The sequence below is a fragment of the Kluyvera chengduensis genome, assembly GCF_044197065.1.
Classification (GTDB): domain Bacteria; phylum Pseudomonadota; class Gammaproteobacteria; order Enterobacterales; family Enterobacteriaceae; genus Kluyvera; species Kluyvera ascorbata_C.
Map to the genome: position 1 here is coordinate 213,236 of NZ_JBIQOI010000005.1, position 16,813 is coordinate 230,048.

The following is a 16,813-nucleotide window of genomic DNA, read 5'->3' on the forward strand; positions in this document are numbered from 1 at the left end:
TTCAGACGTTAACAGATTCGCGGCAGTGGTTCGGCGTGAGGCAGGTCGAGCGTACGTTTCACTCCGTACAGCCCGGCAACGCGAACCCCACGGCGCTCCGTGATTTCGCCAATGATAGCGGCATCGCGGCCCAGTGGATGGGCGCGCAGTGCGGCGAGCACCTCTTCGGCTGCTTCGCGGGTGACGCCAATCATCAGTTTACCTTCATTTGCGAAGTTAAGGGCGTCAAGCCCCAATAATTCGCATACGCCGCGTACGGCATCTTTCAGTGGAATATTCTGTTCATGAATTTCAACGCCGTGGCCGCAGGTAGCGGCAAATTCATGGGCCACCGCGTTCACGCCGCCGCGGGTGGCATCGCGCAGCGCCTTCACGCCAGCAATCGGGCGTAGGCTCTGGATAAGCGGCGTGAGCACCGCGCAGTCGCTTTGCAGTTCGCCATCAAGGCCGAGCTGTTCGCGCAGATTGAGGATGGTCGCGCCATGGTCGCCCAGCGTGCCGCTGACAATCAGCAGGTCGCCTGGGGTGAGCGTTGCCGCGCCCCAGTGGATATCAGCCGGAATAGCGCCCATCCCGGCGGTATTGATAAACAGCTTATCCGCCGCGCCGCGCCCGACTACTTTGGTGTCGCCGGTGACGATGGCGATATCCGCCGCTTTGGCGGTTTCCGCCATGCTGTTGACGACCGCCTCCAGCGTCTCCATCGGCAGCCCTTCTTCGATAATAAAGCCGCAGGAGAGATAGCGCGGTACCGCGCCGCTGACCGCCACATCGTTGGCGGTGCCGCAAATCGCCAGCTTACCGATATTGCCGCCGGGGAAGAACAGCGGGTCAATCACGTAGCTGTCGGTGGAGAACGCCAGGCGGTCGCCGTGGGCGGTCAGCGAGGCCAGCGACAGGCGCGCCTGATCTTCCTGCTCCGCCAGCCAGGGGTTGGCGAAGGCTTTCATAAACAGGCCGTCGATAAGCTGCTGCATCGCCAGACCGCCGCTGCCGTGCGCTAACTGAATACTTTTCATGCTTCTGCCTCCTGACTGCGATATTGATACCAGGCGGCGCAGGCGCCTTCTGACGACACCATCAACGCGCCGAAGGCGCTCTGCGGGTTGCAGGTGGCACCAAACAGCGGGCACTGATGCGGTTTGCAACGGCCGGTGAGCACGTCGCCGCAGCGGGCGCGTGGGTCATCGCAGACGCGCTGCGGCTGCGGTTTGAAGTGCGCTTCCGCGTCAAAGCATTGATAGTCCGGCGTCAGCTGCACGCCGGAGTCGTTAATTAAGCCAAGGCCGCGCCATTCGCTGTCGCCTTTGACCGCAAACACCTCGGCAATGGCGTTTTGCGCAAGCTTGTTGCCGTCATCCGGCACCACGCGGCGGTACTGGTTTTCCACGCAGGGCGCTTCGGCAATTTTCTGCTCCACCAGCATGTTCACGCCTTGCAGCAGGTCAACCGGTTCAAAGCCCGCCACCACCAGCGGACGCTGATAGTCGCTGGCGATAAAGCCGTAGGCGTGAGTGCCAATGACCATGCTGACGTGGCCCGGTGCCAGAAACGCATCGATCCCGTTGTCCGGCTGATCGAGCAGGCTGCGCAGGGTGGGGATAAGCGTAATATGCTGACAGAAAAAGAAGAAGTTGCTGACCTTCTGCGCCTTCGCCTGTTGCAGCGTGATGGCGGTGGTCGGCATAGTGGTCTCAAAGCCTAAGCCGAAGAACACCACTTTACGGTCCGGGTTCTGCTGCGCCAGCTTCAGGGCATCCATCGGCGAATAGACGATACGGATATCCGCGCCGCGCGATTTTGCCTGCATCAGCGAGCCGTTTTTCCCCGGTACGCGCATGGCGTCACCGAAGGTGCAGAAAATCACCTCTTGATGGCTGGCAATTTCAATACAGGTGTCAATGCGTCCCATCGGCAGTACGCACACCGGGCAGCCCGGCCCGTGGATAAATTCAATATTCTCCGGCAGCAGCTGGTCAAGACCGAATTTGAAAATCGCGTGCGTATGGCCGCCGCACACTTCCATGATGCGCAGTGGGCGTTCAGCGGTATAGGCCAGATGCTGCGCCCGGTTTTTCAGGTGGGCAATCAGCTGCATCACCTGCTCGGGCGCGCGGTACTCATCAACAAAGCGCATTATCGTTCCTCGCCAAAGAGCAGCGCGCCAACGTCGGGCTCAACTTCAAACATATTTTCCAGCGCCGCGAGGGTATCGCGTGCCTCTTCTTCGTTGATGATGCTCATGGCAAAGCCCACGTGCACCAGCACCCACTGGCCGATGCGCGACTGGCCGTTTTCGTCCACCGCGCCGACCAGCGTCAGGTCGACGTCGCGCTTAATGCCGCACACGTCCACCTTCGCCTGTACGCCGTCAATGGCAGAAATTTGTCCAGGAATGCCTATGCACATCGCTGCGCCTCCAGCCAGTTCAGCCAGCTATCCATGCCTTCGCCGCTGGTGGCGGAGAGCAGGATGATTTCAATATTCGGATTCACTTCGCGCGCGCAGGCGAGGCACTTCTCAACGTCAAAGTTGAGGTACGGCAGCAGGTCAACTTTGTTGAGCAGCATGACCGACGCGGCGGCAAACATATGCGGGTACTTGAGCGGCTTGTCTTCACCTTCGGTGACCGACAGCACGGCGACTTTGTGGCGTTCGCCCAGATCAAAGCTTGCCGGGCAGACCAGGTTACCGACGTTTTCGATAAACAGAATCCCGTTGCTCTCAAGCGGCAGGCGCGGGGCGGCATCGGCAATCATCTGCGCATCAAGGTGGCAACCCTTACCGGTGTTGACCTGAATCGCCGGGGTGCCGGTGGCGCGAATACGTGCGGCGTCGTTCACCGTCTGCTGGTCGCCTTCGATAACGGCGCAGGAGACGCGGTCTTTCAGGCGCATCAAGGTTTCGGTGAGCAGGGTGGTTTTACCGGAGCCGGGGCTGGAAACCAGATTCAGCACCAGCAGTTCGCGGGCAGCAAAGCGCGCGCGGTTGCGGGCGGCAATCTGGTTGTTTTTATCCAGCACGTCGATTTCGACTTCCAGCATCCGGCGCTGGCTCATGCCCGGCGCGTGGGTGCCCGCTTCGCCGTGGCCGTAGTGCAGGTCGCCGTTGTCGGCGGCCTGTGGTTCAAATTCTCGGGTTCTGACGCCGGTAATGGACAGCGCCGGACGACCTGCCGGGGCGAAAGGCGCACTGCGGAACAGCGAGTGCGGGTTACGTTCATCGCCCTCTATATAGAGGTTGCCATCGGCACAACCACAGGTGGTACACATACTTTACTCCTGATCAATTTCAATTCGCTGAATCTGTAAACCGTCGTCGGCGACGATGCGCAGGTTGTCGCTATGGCACTGCGGACAACGGCGCACGTGAACTGACACGAGCTGAACGTACTGCTGGCAGGATTCACACCAGCATTCCGCTTCCTGTTCCTCGACGTGCAGTGTACAGCCTTCAGCCAGCGTGCCGCGGCACACCAGATCAAAACAAAAGGTCATTGCGCTCGTCTCTACACAAGAAAAAGCGCCGACCTTCATCCAGACGCCAGTGACGCGCTTCGCGCCGTTCTGAATCGCCTGCTGTTCGACAATTTCCAGCGCTCGCTGGCAGAGCGTGATTTCGTGCATAACGCCTCCTGTTTCATAACTCGCCGTGATAATGCAATAACGATGCCAGAGATGAAAAAAGGTCATTAAAGACTGTCGATGACGATGTCGGACTGACGAAATGACATGTCACTATAGCCGTGTCATTTCATTAAAATTCAATTAAATCAACATATTAAAAATATGGCATGAAAAGTGCTTGGGAGGCTTGTTTCTATTAACCGGGTAACCGACATGACTATTTGGGAAATTAGCGAGAAGGCCGACTATATCGCCGATCGTCACCGCCGCCATCAGGATCAATGGCGTGTCTACTGCAACTCTCTGGTTCAAGGGATTACGTTGTCCAAAGCGCGTCTGCACCACGGCATGAATTGCGCGCCAGAGAAAGAGCTGAGCTTCGTGCTGTTCGAACACTTCGTGGTTTCCGTAAGCCTTGCCAGCGGCTTTAACAGCCACACCGTTGAGTATGTTGTTGAAACCCGCGACGGCCTGAATAAACAGTGCGTGGGCAGCGCCGAGATGAGCATGAACGGCTTTATTGACGGCACCGTCAATATCCGCGACCGCGAGCAGGTGCTGGAACACTACCTGGAAAAAATTTCGCCGGTATACGACACCCTGTATGCGGCACTTGAAAGCGACAGCCCGGTCAGTTTCAGCCAGCTGGCACAAGAGCCCCAACGGGCTTCCCACGCTTGATTATTGGTGTGTCGACGGGTGTCGAAATGACACTTGCTCTGCATGATTTCGTCAAAAATGACTGTCACCTGAGGAAGACCTGGTGAATCGTTTTGTAATTGCTGACTCTACCGTTTGTATCGGTTGCCGTACCTGTGAAGCGGCCTGTGCGGAAACGCATCGCCACCACGGCCTGCAATCTATGCCGCGGCTCAGAGTAATGCTCAATGAAAAAGAATCCGCGCCACAGATGTGTCACCACTGTGAAGACGCGCCGTGCGCCGGGGTATGCCCGGTTAATGCGATTACCCGCGTCGATGGTGCCGTACAGCTCAATGAAAGCCTGTGCGTAAGCTGCAAACTGTGCGGCATTGCCTGCCCGTTTGGGGCGATTGAATTTTCCGGTAGCCGTCCGCTGGATATTCCGGCCAACGCCAACTCGCCGAAAGCGCTGCCAGCGCCGCCGGCTCCGGCTCGCGTCAGTACATTGCTGGACTGGGTGCCAGGCGTTCGTGCCATTGCGGTGAAATGCGACCTGTGCCACTTCGACGAAGAAGGCCCGGCCTGCGTGCGTACCTGCCCGACCAAAGCGCTGCATCTGGTGAACAATATGGACATCGCCCGCGTCAGCAAACGCAAACGCGAGCTGACCTTCCATACCGATTTAGGCGATTTGACGCTGTTCCAGTCGCAACAAGGAGAGGCGAAATGAGCGTCATGACGTTGATTAATAGCGCAGTGGCCTGGTTTGCCGCCGCCGCCGTGCTGTCCTTTGTGCTGTCGTTTAATAAATCCCTGAGCGGTTTCGTTGCTGGTATCGGCGGCGCGCTGGGCAGCCTGTGCGCGGGCCTGGCGGGCGTTCAGGTGCTGGTGCACGGTTTCCCGGTGATGGGTAGCCTGTCGCTGCTTCACTACAGCGTGCTGGTCTCTCCGCTGAACGCGGTTTGGCTGATTGCGCTCGGCCTATGCGGCCTGTTTGTCAGCCTCTACAACATTGACTGGCATCGTCATCCGAACGTGAAAAGTAACGGTCTGCTGATCAACATCCTGCTGGCGGCTGCCGTCTGCGCGATGGTGGCGAGCAGCTTCGGTTCGCTGGTGGTGATGGCGGAAATTATGGCGCTGTGCGGCGCGTTCCTTACCGGCTGCGCCTCCTCCGGCAAGCTGTGGTTTGCGCTGGGCCGCCTGGGCACCATCCTGCTGGCGATTGCCTGTCTGCTGCTGTGGCAGCGCTACGGCACGCTGGATCTGGTGCTGCTGAACGAACGTGCGCAGATGCTGCCGATCGGTTCTGACATCTGGGTGCTGTGTGTGATTGGCTTTGGCCTGCTGGCCGGGATCATCCCGCTGCACGGTTGGGTTCCGCAGGCGCACGCCAACGCCAGCGCACCGGCCGCCGCGCTGTTCTCTACCGTGGTAATGAAAGTAGGTCTGCTCGGCATTCTCACCGTGTCGCTGCTGGGTGACGTTCAGCCGCTGTGGTGGGGCATTGCGCTGCTGGTGCTGGGGATGGTAACCGCGTTTGTCGGCGGCCTGTACGCGCTGATGGAACACAACATTCAGCGTCTGCTGGCGTACCACACGCTGGAAAACATCGGCATTATTCTGCTCGGTTTAGGCGTCGGCGTGACCGGCCTGGCATTGCAGGAGCCGGTGATGGTGGCGCTGGGTCTGACCGGGGGTCTGTACCATCTGCTCAACCATAGCCTGTTCAAAACTACGCTGTTCCTCGGCGCGGGCTCCGTCTGGTTCCGTACCGGCCACCGCGATATCGAGAAGCTAGGCGGTATTGGTAAACGCATGCCGATGATCTCGCTGGCGATGCTGGTGGGTCTGATGGCGATGGCCGCGCTGCCGCCGCTGAACGGCTTTGCCGGTGAGTGGGTTATCTACCAGTCCTTCTTCAAGCTGAGCACCAGCGGGGCGTTTATTGGTCGTCTGCTGGGGCCGTTGCTGGCCGTTGGCCTGGCGATTACCGGCGCGCTGGCGGTGATGTGTATGGCGAAAGTCTACGGTGTCACCTTCCTTGGCGCACCGCGCACGAAAGAGGCGGAAAACGCCTGCTGCGCGCCGCTGCTGATGGCGATTAGCACCGTGGTGATGGCGCTGCTGTGTATCGTTGGCGGCGTTGCCGCGCCGTGGCTGCTGCCAATGCTGAGCGCCGCCGTGCCGCTGCCGATGGCTACCGCGCATACCGTGGTGTCCCAGCCGATGATTACCCTGCTGCTGATTGCCTGCCCGCTGCTGCCGTTCATCATTCTGGCGCTGCTCAAAGGCAATCGCCTGCCAAGCCGTTCTCGCGGCGCGGCGTGGGTCTGTGGTTACGACCACGAACAATCCATGGTGATCACCGCGCACGGTTTTGCGATGCCGGTGAAACAGGCCTTTGCTCCGGTGCTGAAACTGCGCAAATGGCTCAACCCGGTCTCTCTGGTTCCGGGCTGGCAGAACGCGGCGGCGCCGCTGCTGCTGCAACGTCTGGCGCTGGTTGAACTGGCGGTGCTGGTCGTGATTGTCATCTCTCGAGGAGCCTGAACATGACGTTCCTATTTGCTGTACTGCAGGCGCTGGTGCTGTTCGCCGTCGCGCCGCTGCTGTCTGGTATCACCCGCGTGCTGCGCGCACGGTTGCATAACCGTCGCGGGCCGGGCGTGATGCAGGAGTATCGCGACATCATCAAACTGCTGGGCCGCCAGAGCATTGGCCCGGACGCTTCCGGCTGGGTGTTCCGCCTGACGCCGTTTGTGATGGTCGGCGTGATGCTGACGATTGCCACCGCGCTGCCGGTGGTGACCGTGGCTTCTCCGATGCCGGGTCTGGGCGATCTGATCACCCTTATCTACCTGTTTGCCGTTGCGCGTTTCTTCTTTGCCATTGCCGGTCTCGACACCGGTAGCCCGTTCACCGCCATCGGCGCAAGCCGTGAAGCGATGCTCGGCGTGCTGGTTGAGCCGATGCTGCTGCTGGGGTTGTGGGTCGCCGCGCTGGTCGCGGGTTCAACCCATATCAGCAATATCACCAACACCCTGTACCACTGGCCGGTCGGCCGCAGCATTCCGCTGGCGCTGGCCTTCTGCGCCTGCGCCTTCGCCACCTTTATCGAAATGGGCAAGCTGCCGTTCGATCTCGCGGAAGCGGAGCAAGAGCTGCAGGAAGGCCCACTGTCTGAATACAGCGGCAGCGGCTTCGGCGTGCTGAAGTGGGGCATCAGCCTGAAACAGCTGGTGGTGCTGCAGATGTTCGTTGGCGTCTTCATCCCGTGGGGGCAGATGACCAGCTTTAGCGTCGGTGGTCTGGTGATGGCCGTGATTGCCGCCATCGTCAAGCTGGTGGTTGGCGTGCTGATTATCGCCCTGTTCGAAAACAGCATGGCGCGTCTGCGTCTGGATATTACCGGTCGCATCACCTGGACCGGGTTCGGTTTAGCCTTTTTAGCCTTCGTCTCCTTGCTGGTGGCGTGATAAGAGAGTTTTGAGCATGTCTGAAGAAAAAGTGGGTCAACACTACCTCGCTGCGCTGCACCAGTCCTTCCCGGGCGTGGTGCTGGACGAAGCCTGGCAGACCAAAGACCAGTTAACGATTACCGTGAAGGTGAACTACCTGCCGGAAGTCGTCGAGTTTCTTTACTACCAGCAGGGCGGCTGGCTGTCGGTGCTGTTCGGCAACGACGAACGTAAACTGAACGGACACTATGCGGTCTACTACGTGCTGTCGATGGAAAAAGGCACCAAGTGCTGGATTACCGTGCGCGTCGAAGTCGACCCTAACACCCTCGAATACCCGTCCGTGACGCCGCGCGTTCCGGCGGCGGTGTGGGGCGAGCGCGAAGTGCGCGATATGTACGGTCTGCGCCCGGTGGGCCTGCCTGACGAACGTCGTCTGGTGCTGCCGGATGATTGGCCGGACGAGCTGTATCCGCTGCGTAAAGACAGCATGGACTACCGTCAGCGCCCGGCACCGACCACCGATGCCGAAACCTACGAGTTCATCAACGAGCTGGGTACTAAGAAAAACAATGTGGTGCCAATTGGCCCACTGCACGTCACCTCTGATGAACCGGGCCACTTCCGTCTGTTCGTTGACGGCGAGAACATTATCGATGCCGACTACCGTCTGTTCTATGTCCACCGCGGCATGGAAAAACTGGCGGAAACCCGCATGGGTTACAACGAAGTGACCTTCCTGTCCGACCGCGTGTGCGGCATCTGCGGCTTTGCCCACAGCACCGCCTACACCACCTCCGTCGAGAACGCGATGGGCATCGTGGTGCCGGAACGCGCGCAGATGATCCGCGCCATTCTGCTGGAAGTTGAGCGTCTGCACTCGCACCTGCTGAACCTCGGCCTGGCGTGCCACTTCACCGGCTTCGACTCCGGCTTTATGCAGTTCTTCCGCGTTCGTGAAGCCTCCATGAAAATGGCGGAAATCCTCACCGGCGCGCGTAAAACCTACGGCCTGAACCTGATTGGCGGCATCCGTCGTGACTTCCTGAAAGACGACATGATCCAGACTCGTCAGTTGGCGCAGCAGATGCGTCGCGATGTGCAGGACCTGGTGGATATTTTGCTGAGCACGCCGAACATGGAACAGCGCACCGTGGGTATCGGCCGCCTGGATCCGGAAATCGCCCGTGACTTCAGTAACGTCGGCCCGATGGTTCGCGCTAGCGGCCACGCCCGTGATACTCGTGCCGATCACCCATTCGTGGGCTACGGTCTGCTGCCGATGGAAGTGCACAGCGAGCAGGGCTGCGACGTTATCTCCCGTCTGAAAGTACGTATCAACGAAGTGTTCACTGCGCTGAACATGATTGATTTCGGCCTCGATAACCTGCCTGGCGGCCCGCTTGCGGTAGAAGGTTTCACCTACATTCCAAACCGCTTCGCGCTGGGCTTCTCGGAAGCGCCTCGCGGTGACGATATTCACTGGAGCATGACCGGCGACAACCAGAAGCTGTACCGCTGGCGCTGCCGCGCGGCGACCTACGCCAACTGGCCAACCCTGCGCTATATGCTGCGCGGCAACACCGTTTCCGATGCGCCGCTGATCATCGGTAGCCTCGACCCTTGCTACTCCTGTACCGACCGTATGACCGTGGTCGACGTGCGTAAGAAGAAGAGCAAGGTCGTGCCGTACAAAGAGCTTGAGCGCTACAGCATCGAGCGTAAGAACTCGCCGCTGAAATAATTGGGGCATTGCGTGGGGGATTCCCCCTCACCCCGACCCTCTCCCCAAAGGGGCGAGGGGGAAGGGCAGACAGTGCAGAACTGTCCCCTCTCCCTTCCAGGGAGAGGGCTAGGGTGAGGGTAAAACCCCGCACGCAAGCCGGGAGCAACTATGTTTACCTTTATTAAAAAAGCTATTAAAACCGGCGTCACGACATCGTCCTATCCGCTGGAACCGATGCCGGTTGATAAAAACTTCCGCGGCAAGCCGGAACACAATCCGCAGCAGTGCATCGGCTGCGCGGCGTGCGTCAACGCCTGCCCGTCGAACGCGCTGACGGTGGAAACCGACCGCGTCAGCAATCAGCTGGCGTGGCAGTTCAACCTCGGTCGCTGCATCTTCTGCGGCCGCTGCGAAGAGGTGTGCCCAACGGCGGCGATCAAGCTGTCGCAGGAGTACGAACTGGCGGTGTGGAAGAAAGAAGATTTCTTGCAGCAGTCGCGTTTTGAGATCTGCAACTGCCGCGTCTGCAACCGTCCGTTTGCGGTGCAAAAAGAGATTGATTACGCCATTGCGCTGCTCAAGCACAACGGTGATAGCCGTGCGGAAAACCACCGCGAAAGCTTTGAGACCTGCCCGGAATGTAAGCGTCAGAAATGTTTGGTGCCTTCCGACCGTATTGACCTGACTCGCCACATGAAAGAGGCCATCTGATGAGCAACTTAATAGGGCCACGCGACGACAACGGCATGCCGGTGCCGATGACGGTAGAAGAATCTATCGCCAGCATGAAGGCGTCGCTGCTGAAAAACATCAAGCGTTCCGCCTACGTCTACCGCGTGGACTGCGGCGGCTGTAACGGCTGTGAGATTGAAATCTTTGCCACGCTTTCACCGCTGTTCGACGCCGAACGTTTTGGTATTAAAGTGGTGCCGTCACCGCGTCATGCCGACATTCTGCTGTTTACCGGTGCGGTAACTCGCGCCATGCGTTCGCCAGCGCTGCGCGCCTGGCAGTCCGCGCCGGACCCGAAAATCTGTATCTCCTACGGCGCCTGTGGTAACAGCGGCGGTATCTTCCACGACCTGTACTGCGTTTGGGGCGGCACCGATAAAATCGTGCCGGTGGACGTGTACATTCCTGGCTGCCCGCCGACGCCTGCGGCAACGCTGTACGGCTTTGCCATGGCGCTGGGTCTGCTGGAGCAGAAAATCCACGCCCGTGCGCCAAGCGAACTGGACGCGCAGCCGGCTGAAATTCTGCATCCGGATATGGTTCAGCCGCTGCGCGTGCAGGTTGACCGCGCCGCGCGCCGTCTGGCGGGCTACCGCTATGGTCGTCAGATTGCCGACGACTATATGCTGCATCTGGGCCAGGGTGACACCCAGGTTCAGCAGTGGCTGGCCACAGAAAACGATCCGCGTCTGACGGAAATCGTCACGCAGCTTAACCACGTAGTAGAAGAGGCACGTATTCGATGAGCGAACAGGTGGTGTTCAGTCAACTGAGCCGTAAATTTATTGATGAGAACGATGCCACGCCTTCCGAGGCGCAGCAGGTTGTCTATTACAGCCTGGCGATTGGCCACCACCTCGGGGTCATCGACTGCCTCGAAGCCGCGCTGACCTGCCCGTGGAATGAGTATCTGGCGTGGATTGCGACGCTTGAAGCGGGCAGTACGGCGCGGCGTAAAATGGAAGGCGTGCCGAAGTACGGCGAGATTGTCATCGACAGCAACCACGTGTCGATGCTGGCGAACGCGTTTGATAAAGCGCGGGCGTTACAAACGCCGCAGCAAAAAGCGTGGAGCCAGGCGATGCTCAATATGCTGCACGCCATTCATCAGGAGAGCGCCATCTATCTGATGGTGCGCCGCCTGCGCGACTGATTTTACGATTGAGGAATGACCATGACTGACGTTTTACTCTGTGTCGGCAATAGCATGATGGGCGACGATGGCGCTGGCCCTCTACTTGCCGAAATGTGTGCAGCCCAGCCGAAAGGGGCGTGGGTCGTGATTGACGGCGGCAGCGCGCCGGAAAACGATATTGTGGCAATCCGCGAGCTGAACCCGGCTCGCCTGCTGATTGTTGATGCCACCGATATGGGGCTGAACCCCGGCGAGATTCGTATTATCGACCCGGACGACATCGCCGAGATGTTTATGATGACCACCCACAATATGCCGCTGAACTACCTGGTGGATCAGCTGAAAGAAGACGTGGGTGAGGTGATTTTCCTCGGCATTCAGCCGGATATCGTGGGCTTTTATTACCCGATGACCCAGGCGATCAAAGACGCGGTTGAGGTGGTTTATCAGCGTCTTGAAGGGTGGCAGGGGAACGGCGGGTTTGCGCAGTTGGAAGCTGACGACGAAGAGTAATTCCCGGCGTCGCTACGCTCGGCCGGGCTACATTCGACTCGTAGCCCGGGCGAGGCGTTTACGCCGACCCCGGGATGGCACCTACGCCAAATCTTCCCCGTTGCTGGCAATCACCTTCTTATACCACCAGAACGACTTCTTACGCGTCCGCGCCAGCGTCCCATTCCCCGCATCATCGCGGTCAACGTAGACAAACCCGTAGCGCTTGCTCATCTCACCGGTTGACGCTGCCACCAGATCAATACAGCCCCAGGTGGTGTAGCCGATAACCGGAATCCCGTCCTCAATCGCTTCCCCCATCGCCCGAATATGCTCGCGCAGATAGCTGATGCGGTAATCGTCGTCAATCTGCCCGTCGGCGTTGACCACGTCTTTCGCGCCAAGGCCGTTTTCCACCAGGAACAGCGGCTTCTGATAGCGGTCGTACATCATGTTCATGGTGATGCGCAGGCCGAGCGGGTCGATGCCCCAGCCCCATTCGCTGGCCTCGATATACGGGTTTTTCAGCGATTTGACGATATTCGCCGCGTTGGTATTGTTGGCATTCATCTCCGCCGATGCGCAGCGCGAGGCGTAGTAGCTGAACGACACAAAATCGACGGTGTGTTTGAGGATCTCGTCGTCGCCCGTTTCTTTCGCAATCGTCACGCCTTTTTCGCGGAACACCCGCGCCGAGTAGGCCGGATAGCGGCCGCGTGCCTGCACATCGATAAAGAACAGGTTCTCGCGGTCTTTCTCCAGCGCCGCCCACACGTCTTCTGGCTTGCAGGAGTAAGGATAGAAGTTACCGCCCGCCAGCATGCAGCCGACCTGGTTTTGCGGGTTCACCTCATGGGCGATTTTCGTTGCCAGCGCGCTGGCTACCAGCTCGTGGTGCGCGGCCTGGTACTTCACCTGATCCTGATTTTCACCGTCTTCAAACACCAGACCCGCACCGGAGAACGGGCTGTGCAGCATGATGTTGATTTCGTTGAAAGTCAGCCAGTATTTCACCAGCCCGTCGAACGCCTCAAAGCAGGTGCGGGCGTAGCGGGCGAAAAAGTCGACCATTTTACGGTTGCGCCATGAGCCATACTCGGTGACCAGGTGCATCGGCACGTCGAAGTGGCACAGGGTGACCAGCGGCTCAATGCCGTACTTCTGGCACTCGCGGAACAGGTCGCGGTAGAAGGCGATACCGGCTTCGTTTGGCGTCAGCTCATCGCCGTTCGGGTAGAGACGGCTCCAGGCAATCGAGGTGCGGAACACGGTAAAGCCCATCTCCGCCATCAGCGCGATATCTTCTTTGTAGCGATGATAAAAATCGATCGCCTGATGGCTTGGGTAGAACTCATCGTCGCGCAGCGTAAAGCGCTTCTCTTGCCCCAGCTTCACCGGCAGGCGGTTTACGCCGTGTGGGATCATATCCACGGTGGTCAGCCCTTTGCTGCCCTCAAGATAAGCCCCTTCGGCCTGGTTGGCGGCAATGGCGCCACCCCAGAGAAAGCCTTGCGGAAATGTCGACATGCGTTACCTCGCTAAAAATTTATGAAATTCGTACCGCCGCCGTACCGGCAGGCGTGGTGGCCTGACGTTTACGCGCCTCGGCGGCAGCCTCTTCGACGGGAATATCTTCAAAACCAAGAATCAGCGTCAGCACAAAGGAGAGCACCACCGCCAGCGCCATCACCCCAAACACCCATACGATAGTCATCGGGTTAGCCGGGTCGAAGAACTGCACGCTGGTGAACAGGCCCGGCGCGGCCATGGAGTGGCTGGCAAGCCCGACGGCACCGGCAATGCCGCCGCAGATAAAGCCGCTTATCAGGCTGGCAATCAGCGGGCGTTTCAGACGAATGGCCACGCCGTACAGCGCCGGTTCAGAAATCCCGGCCAGAATCGCGGAAGCGGCGGCCGCCAGCGCGGTCTGACGCAGCTCTGGGTTTTTGGTTTTCCATGCCACCGCCAGCGACGAACCGCCGAGCGACAGGTTGGCGCCAATTTCCGACGGCATCACCATGCCTTCTTTGCCGGTTTCGGCGATGGTTTGAATGATGGTTGGCGTAAAGACGCGGTGCATCCCGGTCATTACCAGCAGCGGCCACAGCGCGCCCATAATGGCGACCGACAGCCAACCGAGGTAGCCGTGAATGGTGTACACCAGCGCGGAGATAGCGCTCCCGATCCAGATGCCAATCGGGCCGATCAGCAGGATCGCCAACGGTGCGGCAATCAGCACGATAAGCATCGGCTTAAGGAAGTTTTTGGTCACCGCCGGGGTGATCTTATCGACCCAGCGTTCAATGTAGGAGAGGCACCAGGTCATCACCAGCGCCGGGATCACCGTGTAGGTGTACTTGACCGCCGTCACTGGAATATAGGCAAATTCGACGTGCTCGCCCTGGGCGGCTTTCGCCATTAGCTCAATAAAACTCGGGTGCACCAGTACCCCGGCGATAGCAATCGCCAGCGACATATTGGTTTTGAACTTCACCGCCGCGGAAGCGGCGACCATCAGCGGCAGGAAGAAGAACGCGCCGTCGCCGATAACCGTCAGAATGGTGAGCGTCGGCGCGCCTTTTGGCAGCACGCCGGTCATTTCGAGGATCATTGCCAGCAGCTTGACCATCGATCCGCCGATAATCGCCGGGATCAGCGGCGACATGGTGCCGATCAGCGCGTCAAGGATCCCGGCGCCGATGCGGCGTAAGGTGAGCTTCGGTTTTCCGACCGGGGCGGCGGGCTGCAGGTTGCTCGGCAGCAGGTTCACCACTTCGCGGTAGGCCTGGGAGACGGTGTTGCCGATAATCACCTGGCACTGGTTGTCGTTACGCACCACGCCCAGCACGCCGCTGATGCCTTTGAGGCTGGCGCTGTCGACCTGCGTTTCATCTTTCAGTACGAAGCGCAGACGGGTCATGCAGTGCGTGACGGCGGAGACGTTCTCCACGCCGCCGAGTGCGCCCACCACGGATTGCGCCAGAGCCGCATAGTTTTTAGACATCGGAAAATCCTGTTTTATCAGTAGGGTACTTATCGCTCATCGCCCGATGTGGCGGGGTGATGAAACGTTGCATAGGAAACCGGTTCCACATAATATTCATGTGTTAATTTTGTTACATCAAGATCTAAATTTTGTTTTTAGTTAATTCGTGAAACCGATCACAGGAATGCCCATTGAACAAAAAGCGCGCGCGTCGGCGGGTGCTGTAAATAGCGAAACGGTGCAGTACACTGCTGGCAAATGATTTCTCAAGGGTATGAATATGACGACAATGCTGGAGGTAGCGCGACGGGCGGGCGTGTCGAAAGCCACCGTCTCCCGGGTGCTATCGGGCAACGGTTATGTCAGTCAGGAGACAAAGGACCGGGTGTTTCTGGCTATCGAAGAGAGCGGCTATCGGCCCAATCTGCTGGCGCGTAATCTGGCGACCAAAAAGACACAAACCCTGGGTCTGGTGGTCACCAACACGCTCTATCACGGGGTTTATTTCAGCGAGCTGCTGTTCCATGCGGCGAGTATGACGGAAGACCAGGGGCGACGCCTGATTCTGGCGGACGGTAAACACAGCGCCGAGGAAGAGCGTGAGGCGATTCAGTATCTGCTCGACCTGCGCTGCGACGGCATTATTATTTATCCCCGTTTTCTGAGCGTCGACGATATTGACGACATTATTCAGCAGCAACAGCAGCCGATATTAGTCATCAACCGTCGGCTGCGCCGAAATAGCAGTCACTGCGTGTATTGCGATCAAAAATCCGCCAGCCAGAACGCGGTGGAGCGATTAATCAGCCTTGGCCATCGTGATATTGCGTTTATTACCGGCTCGCTCGATTCGCCGACCGGCATTGAGCGTCTTTCCGGCTATAAAGATGCGCTGACAAAGCACGGCATTGCGGTGCGCAACGAACTGATTGTGGAAGGAAAGTGGACCCCCGCGACCGGTGCCGCCGGGGTGGATACGCTGCTTGATAGGCAGGTTAACTTTAGCGCGCTGGTCGCCAGCAATGATGATATGGCGGTGGGGGCGATTAAGCGTCTACACGCGCGCGGAATAAACGTGCCGCAGCAGGTTTCGGTACTCGGTTTTGATGACATTACCCTCGCGCCTTATATGGTTCCCGCGCTCTCCAGCGTGCGTATTCCGGTCACAGAAATGATCAAAGAGACCATTCATCGCCTTATTTTCATGCTCGACGGCGGGGACTTTAAATATCAGCAAACCTTCCCCGGTGAACTGATTGAGCGTGAATCCATCGTTCCGGGGCCGCACGCTTAGCGTCGTCAGCTGTCATCGTCATAAGTGACGATGACAGCTTATCTCTCATCACTCGTCAAAAAATATCCTTTAAAAACAGCTAAATAAAAGTTGGCTCGAATAATGCATTCTCCCGCGAATTCACTGTCATTGCTGGAGAAGTTGATGAACCGTTTCATCATTGCTGATGCGAGTAAATGTATTGGCTGCCGGACGTGCGAAGTCGCATGCGTGGTTTCCCACCAGGAAGATCAGGACTGCGCCGCGCTGACGCCGCAATCTTTCCTGCCCCGTATTCACGTTATTAAAGGCGTGAATGTCTCTACCGCTACCGCCTGTCGTCAGTGCGAAGACGCCCCGTGCGCCAACGTCTGCCCGAACGGCGCTATCAGCCGCGATAAAGGCTTTATTCACGTGATGCAGGAACGCTGCATTGGTTGCAAAACCTGCGTGGTGGCCTGCCCTTACGGCGCGATGGAAGTGGTGGTGCGTCCGGTGGTTCGCGACAGCGGTGCGGGCCTTAAAGTGCGCGCGGAAAAAGCCGAAGCCAACAAATGTGACCTCTGCTATCACCGCGAAGCGGGCCCTGCCTGTATGGAAGCCTGCCCGACTCACGCGCTGTTTTGCGTGGACCGCAGCAAGCTTGAACAGCTGAGCGCGGAAAAACGTCGTCGCGCCGCGCTCGATAGCGCCGCGTCTATCTCTCTTTAATCATCCTTATTTCTCTTTTAACAGGTCTG

18 protein-coding genes are annotated in these 16,813 nt (G+C 58.7%); 11 read left to right on the plus strand and 7 right to left on the minus strand.

Going from position 1 to position 16,813, the window contains the following annotated elements; genetic code table 11:
* Nucleotides 1–8: 8 nt before the first annotated feature.
* Genes hypE through hypA form a run of 5 tightly spaced genes read right to left on the minus strand, consistent with a single transcriptional unit; the run spans nucleotide 9 to nucleotide 3,626 of the window.
* Nucleotides 9–1,019, minus strand: coding sequence for a hydrogenase expression/formation protein HypE (gene hypE, locus ACH1XZ_RS15140; RefSeq protein WP_395596211.1), 1,011 nt, complete (start codon nucleotides 1,017–1,019; stop codon nucleotides 9–11).
* On the minus strand, nucleotides 1,016–2,137 hold the full coding sequence (hypD, locus tag ACH1XZ_RS15145; RefSeq protein ID WP_395596212.1) for a hydrogenase formation protein HypD: 1,122 nt from the start codon (nucleotides 2,135–2,137) through the stop codon (nucleotides 1,016–1,018). The genes hypE and hypD overlap by 4 nt, the downstream gene beginning before the upstream one ends.
* Nucleotides 2,137–2,409: a HypC/HybG/HupF family hydrogenase formation chaperone gene (locus ACH1XZ_RS15150; RefSeq protein ID WP_035892574.1), complete on the minus strand. Its 273-nt coding sequence runs from the start codon at nucleotides 2,407–2,409 to the stop codon at nucleotides 2,137–2,139. The genes hypD and ACH1XZ_RS15150 overlap by 1 nt, the downstream gene beginning before the upstream one ends.
* Nucleotides 2,400–3,272 carry a hydrogenase nickel incorporation protein HypB gene (gene hypB / locus ACH1XZ_RS15155; protein ID WP_395596213.1) on the minus strand — a complete coding sequence of 291 codons (873 nt, stop codon included), beginning with the start codon at nucleotides 3,270–3,272 and terminating at the stop codon, nucleotides 2,400–2,402. Before hypB ends, ACH1XZ_RS15150 begins: the two co-directional genes overlap by 10 nt.
* A 3-nt stretch (nucleotides 3,273–3,275) precedes the next feature.
* Complete coding sequence (gene hypA, locus ACH1XZ_RS15160; RefSeq protein ID WP_185668044.1) at nucleotides 3,276–3,626, minus strand: hydrogenase maturation nickel metallochaperone HypA; 351 nt, start codon at nucleotides 3,624–3,626, stop codon at nucleotides 3,276–3,278.
* Nucleotides 3,627–3,839: 213 nt separating this feature from the next.
* Between hypA and hycA the strand changes: the two genes are divergently transcribed.
* The 9 genes from hycA (at nucleotide 3,840) to hycI (ending at nucleotide 11,835) form a co-directional block, all read left to right on the plus strand.
* Entirely contained in the window at nucleotides 3,840–4,307 is a 468-nt protein-coding gene (gene hycA, locus ACH1XZ_RS15165; RefSeq protein WP_395596214.1) for a formate hydrogenlyase regulator HycA, read from the plus strand.
* Nucleotides 4,308–4,389: 82 nt separating this feature from the next.
* Nucleotides 4,390–4,998: a 4Fe-4S dicluster domain-containing protein gene (locus ACH1XZ_RS15170; RefSeq protein ID WP_395596215.1), complete on the plus strand. Its 609-nt coding sequence runs from the start codon at nucleotides 4,390–4,392 to the stop codon at nucleotides 4,996–4,998.
* A complete protein-coding gene (gene hycC, locus ACH1XZ_RS15175) occupies nucleotides 4,995–6,821 on the plus strand; it encodes a formate hydrogenlyase subunit 3 (protein ID WP_395596216.1) in 1,827 nt (608 codons plus the stop codon). The genes ACH1XZ_RS15170 and hycC overlap by 4 nt, the downstream gene beginning before the upstream one ends.
* Nucleotides 6,822–6,823: 2 nt before the next feature.
* Complete coding sequence (locus tag ACH1XZ_RS15180; RefSeq protein ID WP_395596217.1) at nucleotides 6,824–7,747, plus strand: respiratory chain complex I subunit 1 family protein; 924 nt, start codon at nucleotides 6,824–6,826, stop codon at nucleotides 7,745–7,747.
* 16 nt (nucleotides 7,748–7,763) lie between these two features.
* The gene (hycE, locus tag ACH1XZ_RS15185) at nucleotides 7,764–9,473 is read left to right on the plus strand and encodes a formate hydrogenlyase subunit HycE (protein WP_395596218.1); all 1,710 of its coding nucleotides are present in this window, start codon (nucleotides 7,764–7,766) and stop codon (nucleotides 9,471–9,473) included.
* 150 nt (nucleotides 9,474–9,623) lie between these two features.
* Nucleotides 9,624–10,166: a formate hydrogenlyase complex iron-sulfur subunit gene (locus ACH1XZ_RS15190; RefSeq protein WP_395596219.1), complete on the plus strand. Its 543-nt coding sequence runs from the start codon at nucleotides 9,624–9,626 to the stop codon at nucleotides 10,164–10,166.
* Complete coding sequence (locus ACH1XZ_RS15195; protein WP_035892565.1) at nucleotides 10,166–10,933, plus strand: NADH-quinone oxidoreductase subunit B family protein; 768 nt, start codon at nucleotides 10,166–10,168, stop codon at nucleotides 10,931–10,933. Before ACH1XZ_RS15190 ends, ACH1XZ_RS15195 begins: the two co-directional genes overlap by 1 nt.
* The gene (locus ACH1XZ_RS15200; protein ID WP_395596220.1) at nucleotides 10,930–11,340 is read left to right on the plus strand and encodes a formate hydrogenlyase maturation HycH family protein; all 411 of its coding nucleotides are present in this window, start codon (nucleotides 10,930–10,932) and stop codon (nucleotides 11,338–11,340) included. Before ACH1XZ_RS15195 ends, ACH1XZ_RS15200 begins: the two co-directional genes overlap by 4 nt.
* A gap of 21 nt (nucleotides 11,341–11,361) precedes the next feature.
* The gene (hycI, locus tag ACH1XZ_RS15205; RefSeq protein WP_395596221.1) at nucleotides 11,362–11,835 is read left to right on the plus strand and encodes a hydrogenase maturation peptidase HycI; all 474 of its coding nucleotides are present in this window, start codon (nucleotides 11,362–11,364) and stop codon (nucleotides 11,833–11,835) included.
* Nucleotides 11,836–11,916: 81 nt separating this feature from the next.
* Here the strand turns inward: hycI and ACH1XZ_RS15210 are convergent, their stop codons facing one another.
* Together ACH1XZ_RS15210 and ascF are read right to left on the minus strand one after the other, a co-directional pair.
* On the minus strand, nucleotides 11,917–13,341 hold the full coding sequence (locus ACH1XZ_RS15210) for a 6-phospho-beta-glucosidase (protein WP_395596222.1): 1,425 nt from the start codon (nucleotides 13,339–13,341) through the stop codon (nucleotides 11,917–11,919).
* Nucleotides 13,342–13,360: 19 nt separating this feature from the next.
* Nucleotides 13,361–14,818, minus strand: a complete 1,458-nt coding sequence (gene ascF / locus ACH1XZ_RS15215; RefSeq protein ID WP_395596223.1) for a PTS cellobiose/arbutin/salicin transporter subunit IIBC — start codon at nucleotides 14,816–14,818, stop codon at nucleotides 13,361–13,363.
* Nucleotides 14,819–15,080: 262 nt separating this feature from the next.
* Between ascF and ACH1XZ_RS15220 the strand changes: the two genes are divergently transcribed.
* Together ACH1XZ_RS15220 and hydN are read left to right on the plus strand one after the other, a co-directional pair.
* Nucleotides 15,081–16,094, plus strand: coding sequence for a LacI family DNA-binding transcriptional regulator (locus ACH1XZ_RS15220; protein WP_395596224.1), 1,014 nt, complete (start codon nucleotides 15,081–15,083; stop codon nucleotides 16,092–16,094).
* A 144-nt stretch (nucleotides 16,095–16,238) separates the two neighbouring features.
* Nucleotides 16,239–16,784, plus strand: a complete 546-nt coding sequence (hydN, locus tag ACH1XZ_RS15225; protein ID WP_395596225.1) for an electron transport protein HydN — start codon at nucleotides 16,239–16,241, stop codon at nucleotides 16,782–16,784.
* The last annotated feature ends 29 nt before the right edge of the window (nucleotides 16,785–16,813 follow it).

Excerpts from the sequence above, each read along its gene's own strand:
- hypE (WP_395596211.1), bottom strand. The coding sequence starts at position 1,019 with ATGAAAAGTATTCAGTTAGCGCACGGCAGCGGCGGTCTGGCGATGCAG.
- hypD (WP_395596212.1), bottom strand. The coding sequence starts at position 2,137 with ATGCGCTTTGTTGATGAGTACCGCGCGCCCGAGCAGGTGATGCAGCTG.
- ACH1XZ_RS15150 (WP_035892574.1), bottom strand. The coding sequence starts at position 2,409 with ATGTGCATAGGCATTCCTGGACAAATTTCTGCCATTGACGGCGTACAG.
- hypB (WP_395596213.1), bottom strand. The coding sequence starts at position 3,272 with ATGTGTACCACCTGTGGTTGTGCCGATGGCAACCTCTATATAGAGGGC.
- hypA (WP_185668044.1), bottom strand. The coding sequence starts at position 3,626 with ATGCACGAAATCACGCTCTGCCAGCGAGCGCTGGAAATTGTCGAACAG.
- hycA (WP_395596214.1), top strand. The coding sequence starts at position 3,840 with ATGACTATTTGGGAAATTAGCGAGAAGGCCGACTATATCGCCGATCGT.
- hycC (WP_395596216.1), top strand. The coding sequence starts at position 4,995 with ATGAGCGTCATGACGTTGATTAATAGCGCAGTGGCCTGGTTTGCCGCC.
- ACH1XZ_RS15180 (WP_395596217.1), top strand. The coding sequence starts at position 6,824 with ATGACGTTCCTATTTGCTGTACTGCAGGCGCTGGTGCTGTTCGCCGTC.
- hycE (WP_395596218.1), top strand. The coding sequence starts at position 7,764 with ATGTCTGAAGAAAAAGTGGGTCAACACTACCTCGCTGCGCTGCACCAG.
- ACH1XZ_RS15190 (WP_395596219.1), top strand. The coding sequence starts at position 9,624 with ATGTTTACCTTTATTAAAAAAGCTATTAAAACCGGCGTCACGACATCG.
- ACH1XZ_RS15195 (WP_035892565.1), top strand. The coding sequence starts at position 10,166 with ATGAGCAACTTAATAGGGCCACGCGACGACAACGGCATGCCGGTGCCG.
- ACH1XZ_RS15200 (WP_395596220.1), top strand. The coding sequence starts at position 10,930 with ATGAGCGAACAGGTGGTGTTCAGTCAACTGAGCCGTAAATTTATTGAT.
- hycI (WP_395596221.1), top strand. The coding sequence starts at position 11,362 with ATGACTGACGTTTTACTCTGTGTCGGCAATAGCATGATGGGCGACGAT.
- ACH1XZ_RS15210 (WP_395596222.1), bottom strand. The coding sequence starts at position 13,341 with ATGTCGACATTTCCGCAAGGCTTTCTCTGGGGTGGCGCCATTGCCGCC.
- ascF (WP_395596223.1), bottom strand. The coding sequence starts at position 14,818 with ATGTCTAAAAACTATGCGGCTCTGGCGCAATCCGTGGTGGGCGCACTC.
- ACH1XZ_RS15220 (WP_395596224.1), top strand. The coding sequence starts at position 15,081 with ATGACGACAATGCTGGAGGTAGCGCGACGGGCGGGCGTGTCGAAAGCC.
- hydN (WP_395596225.1), top strand. The coding sequence starts at position 16,239 with ATGAACCGTTTCATCATTGCTGATGCGAGTAAATGTATTGGCTGCCGG.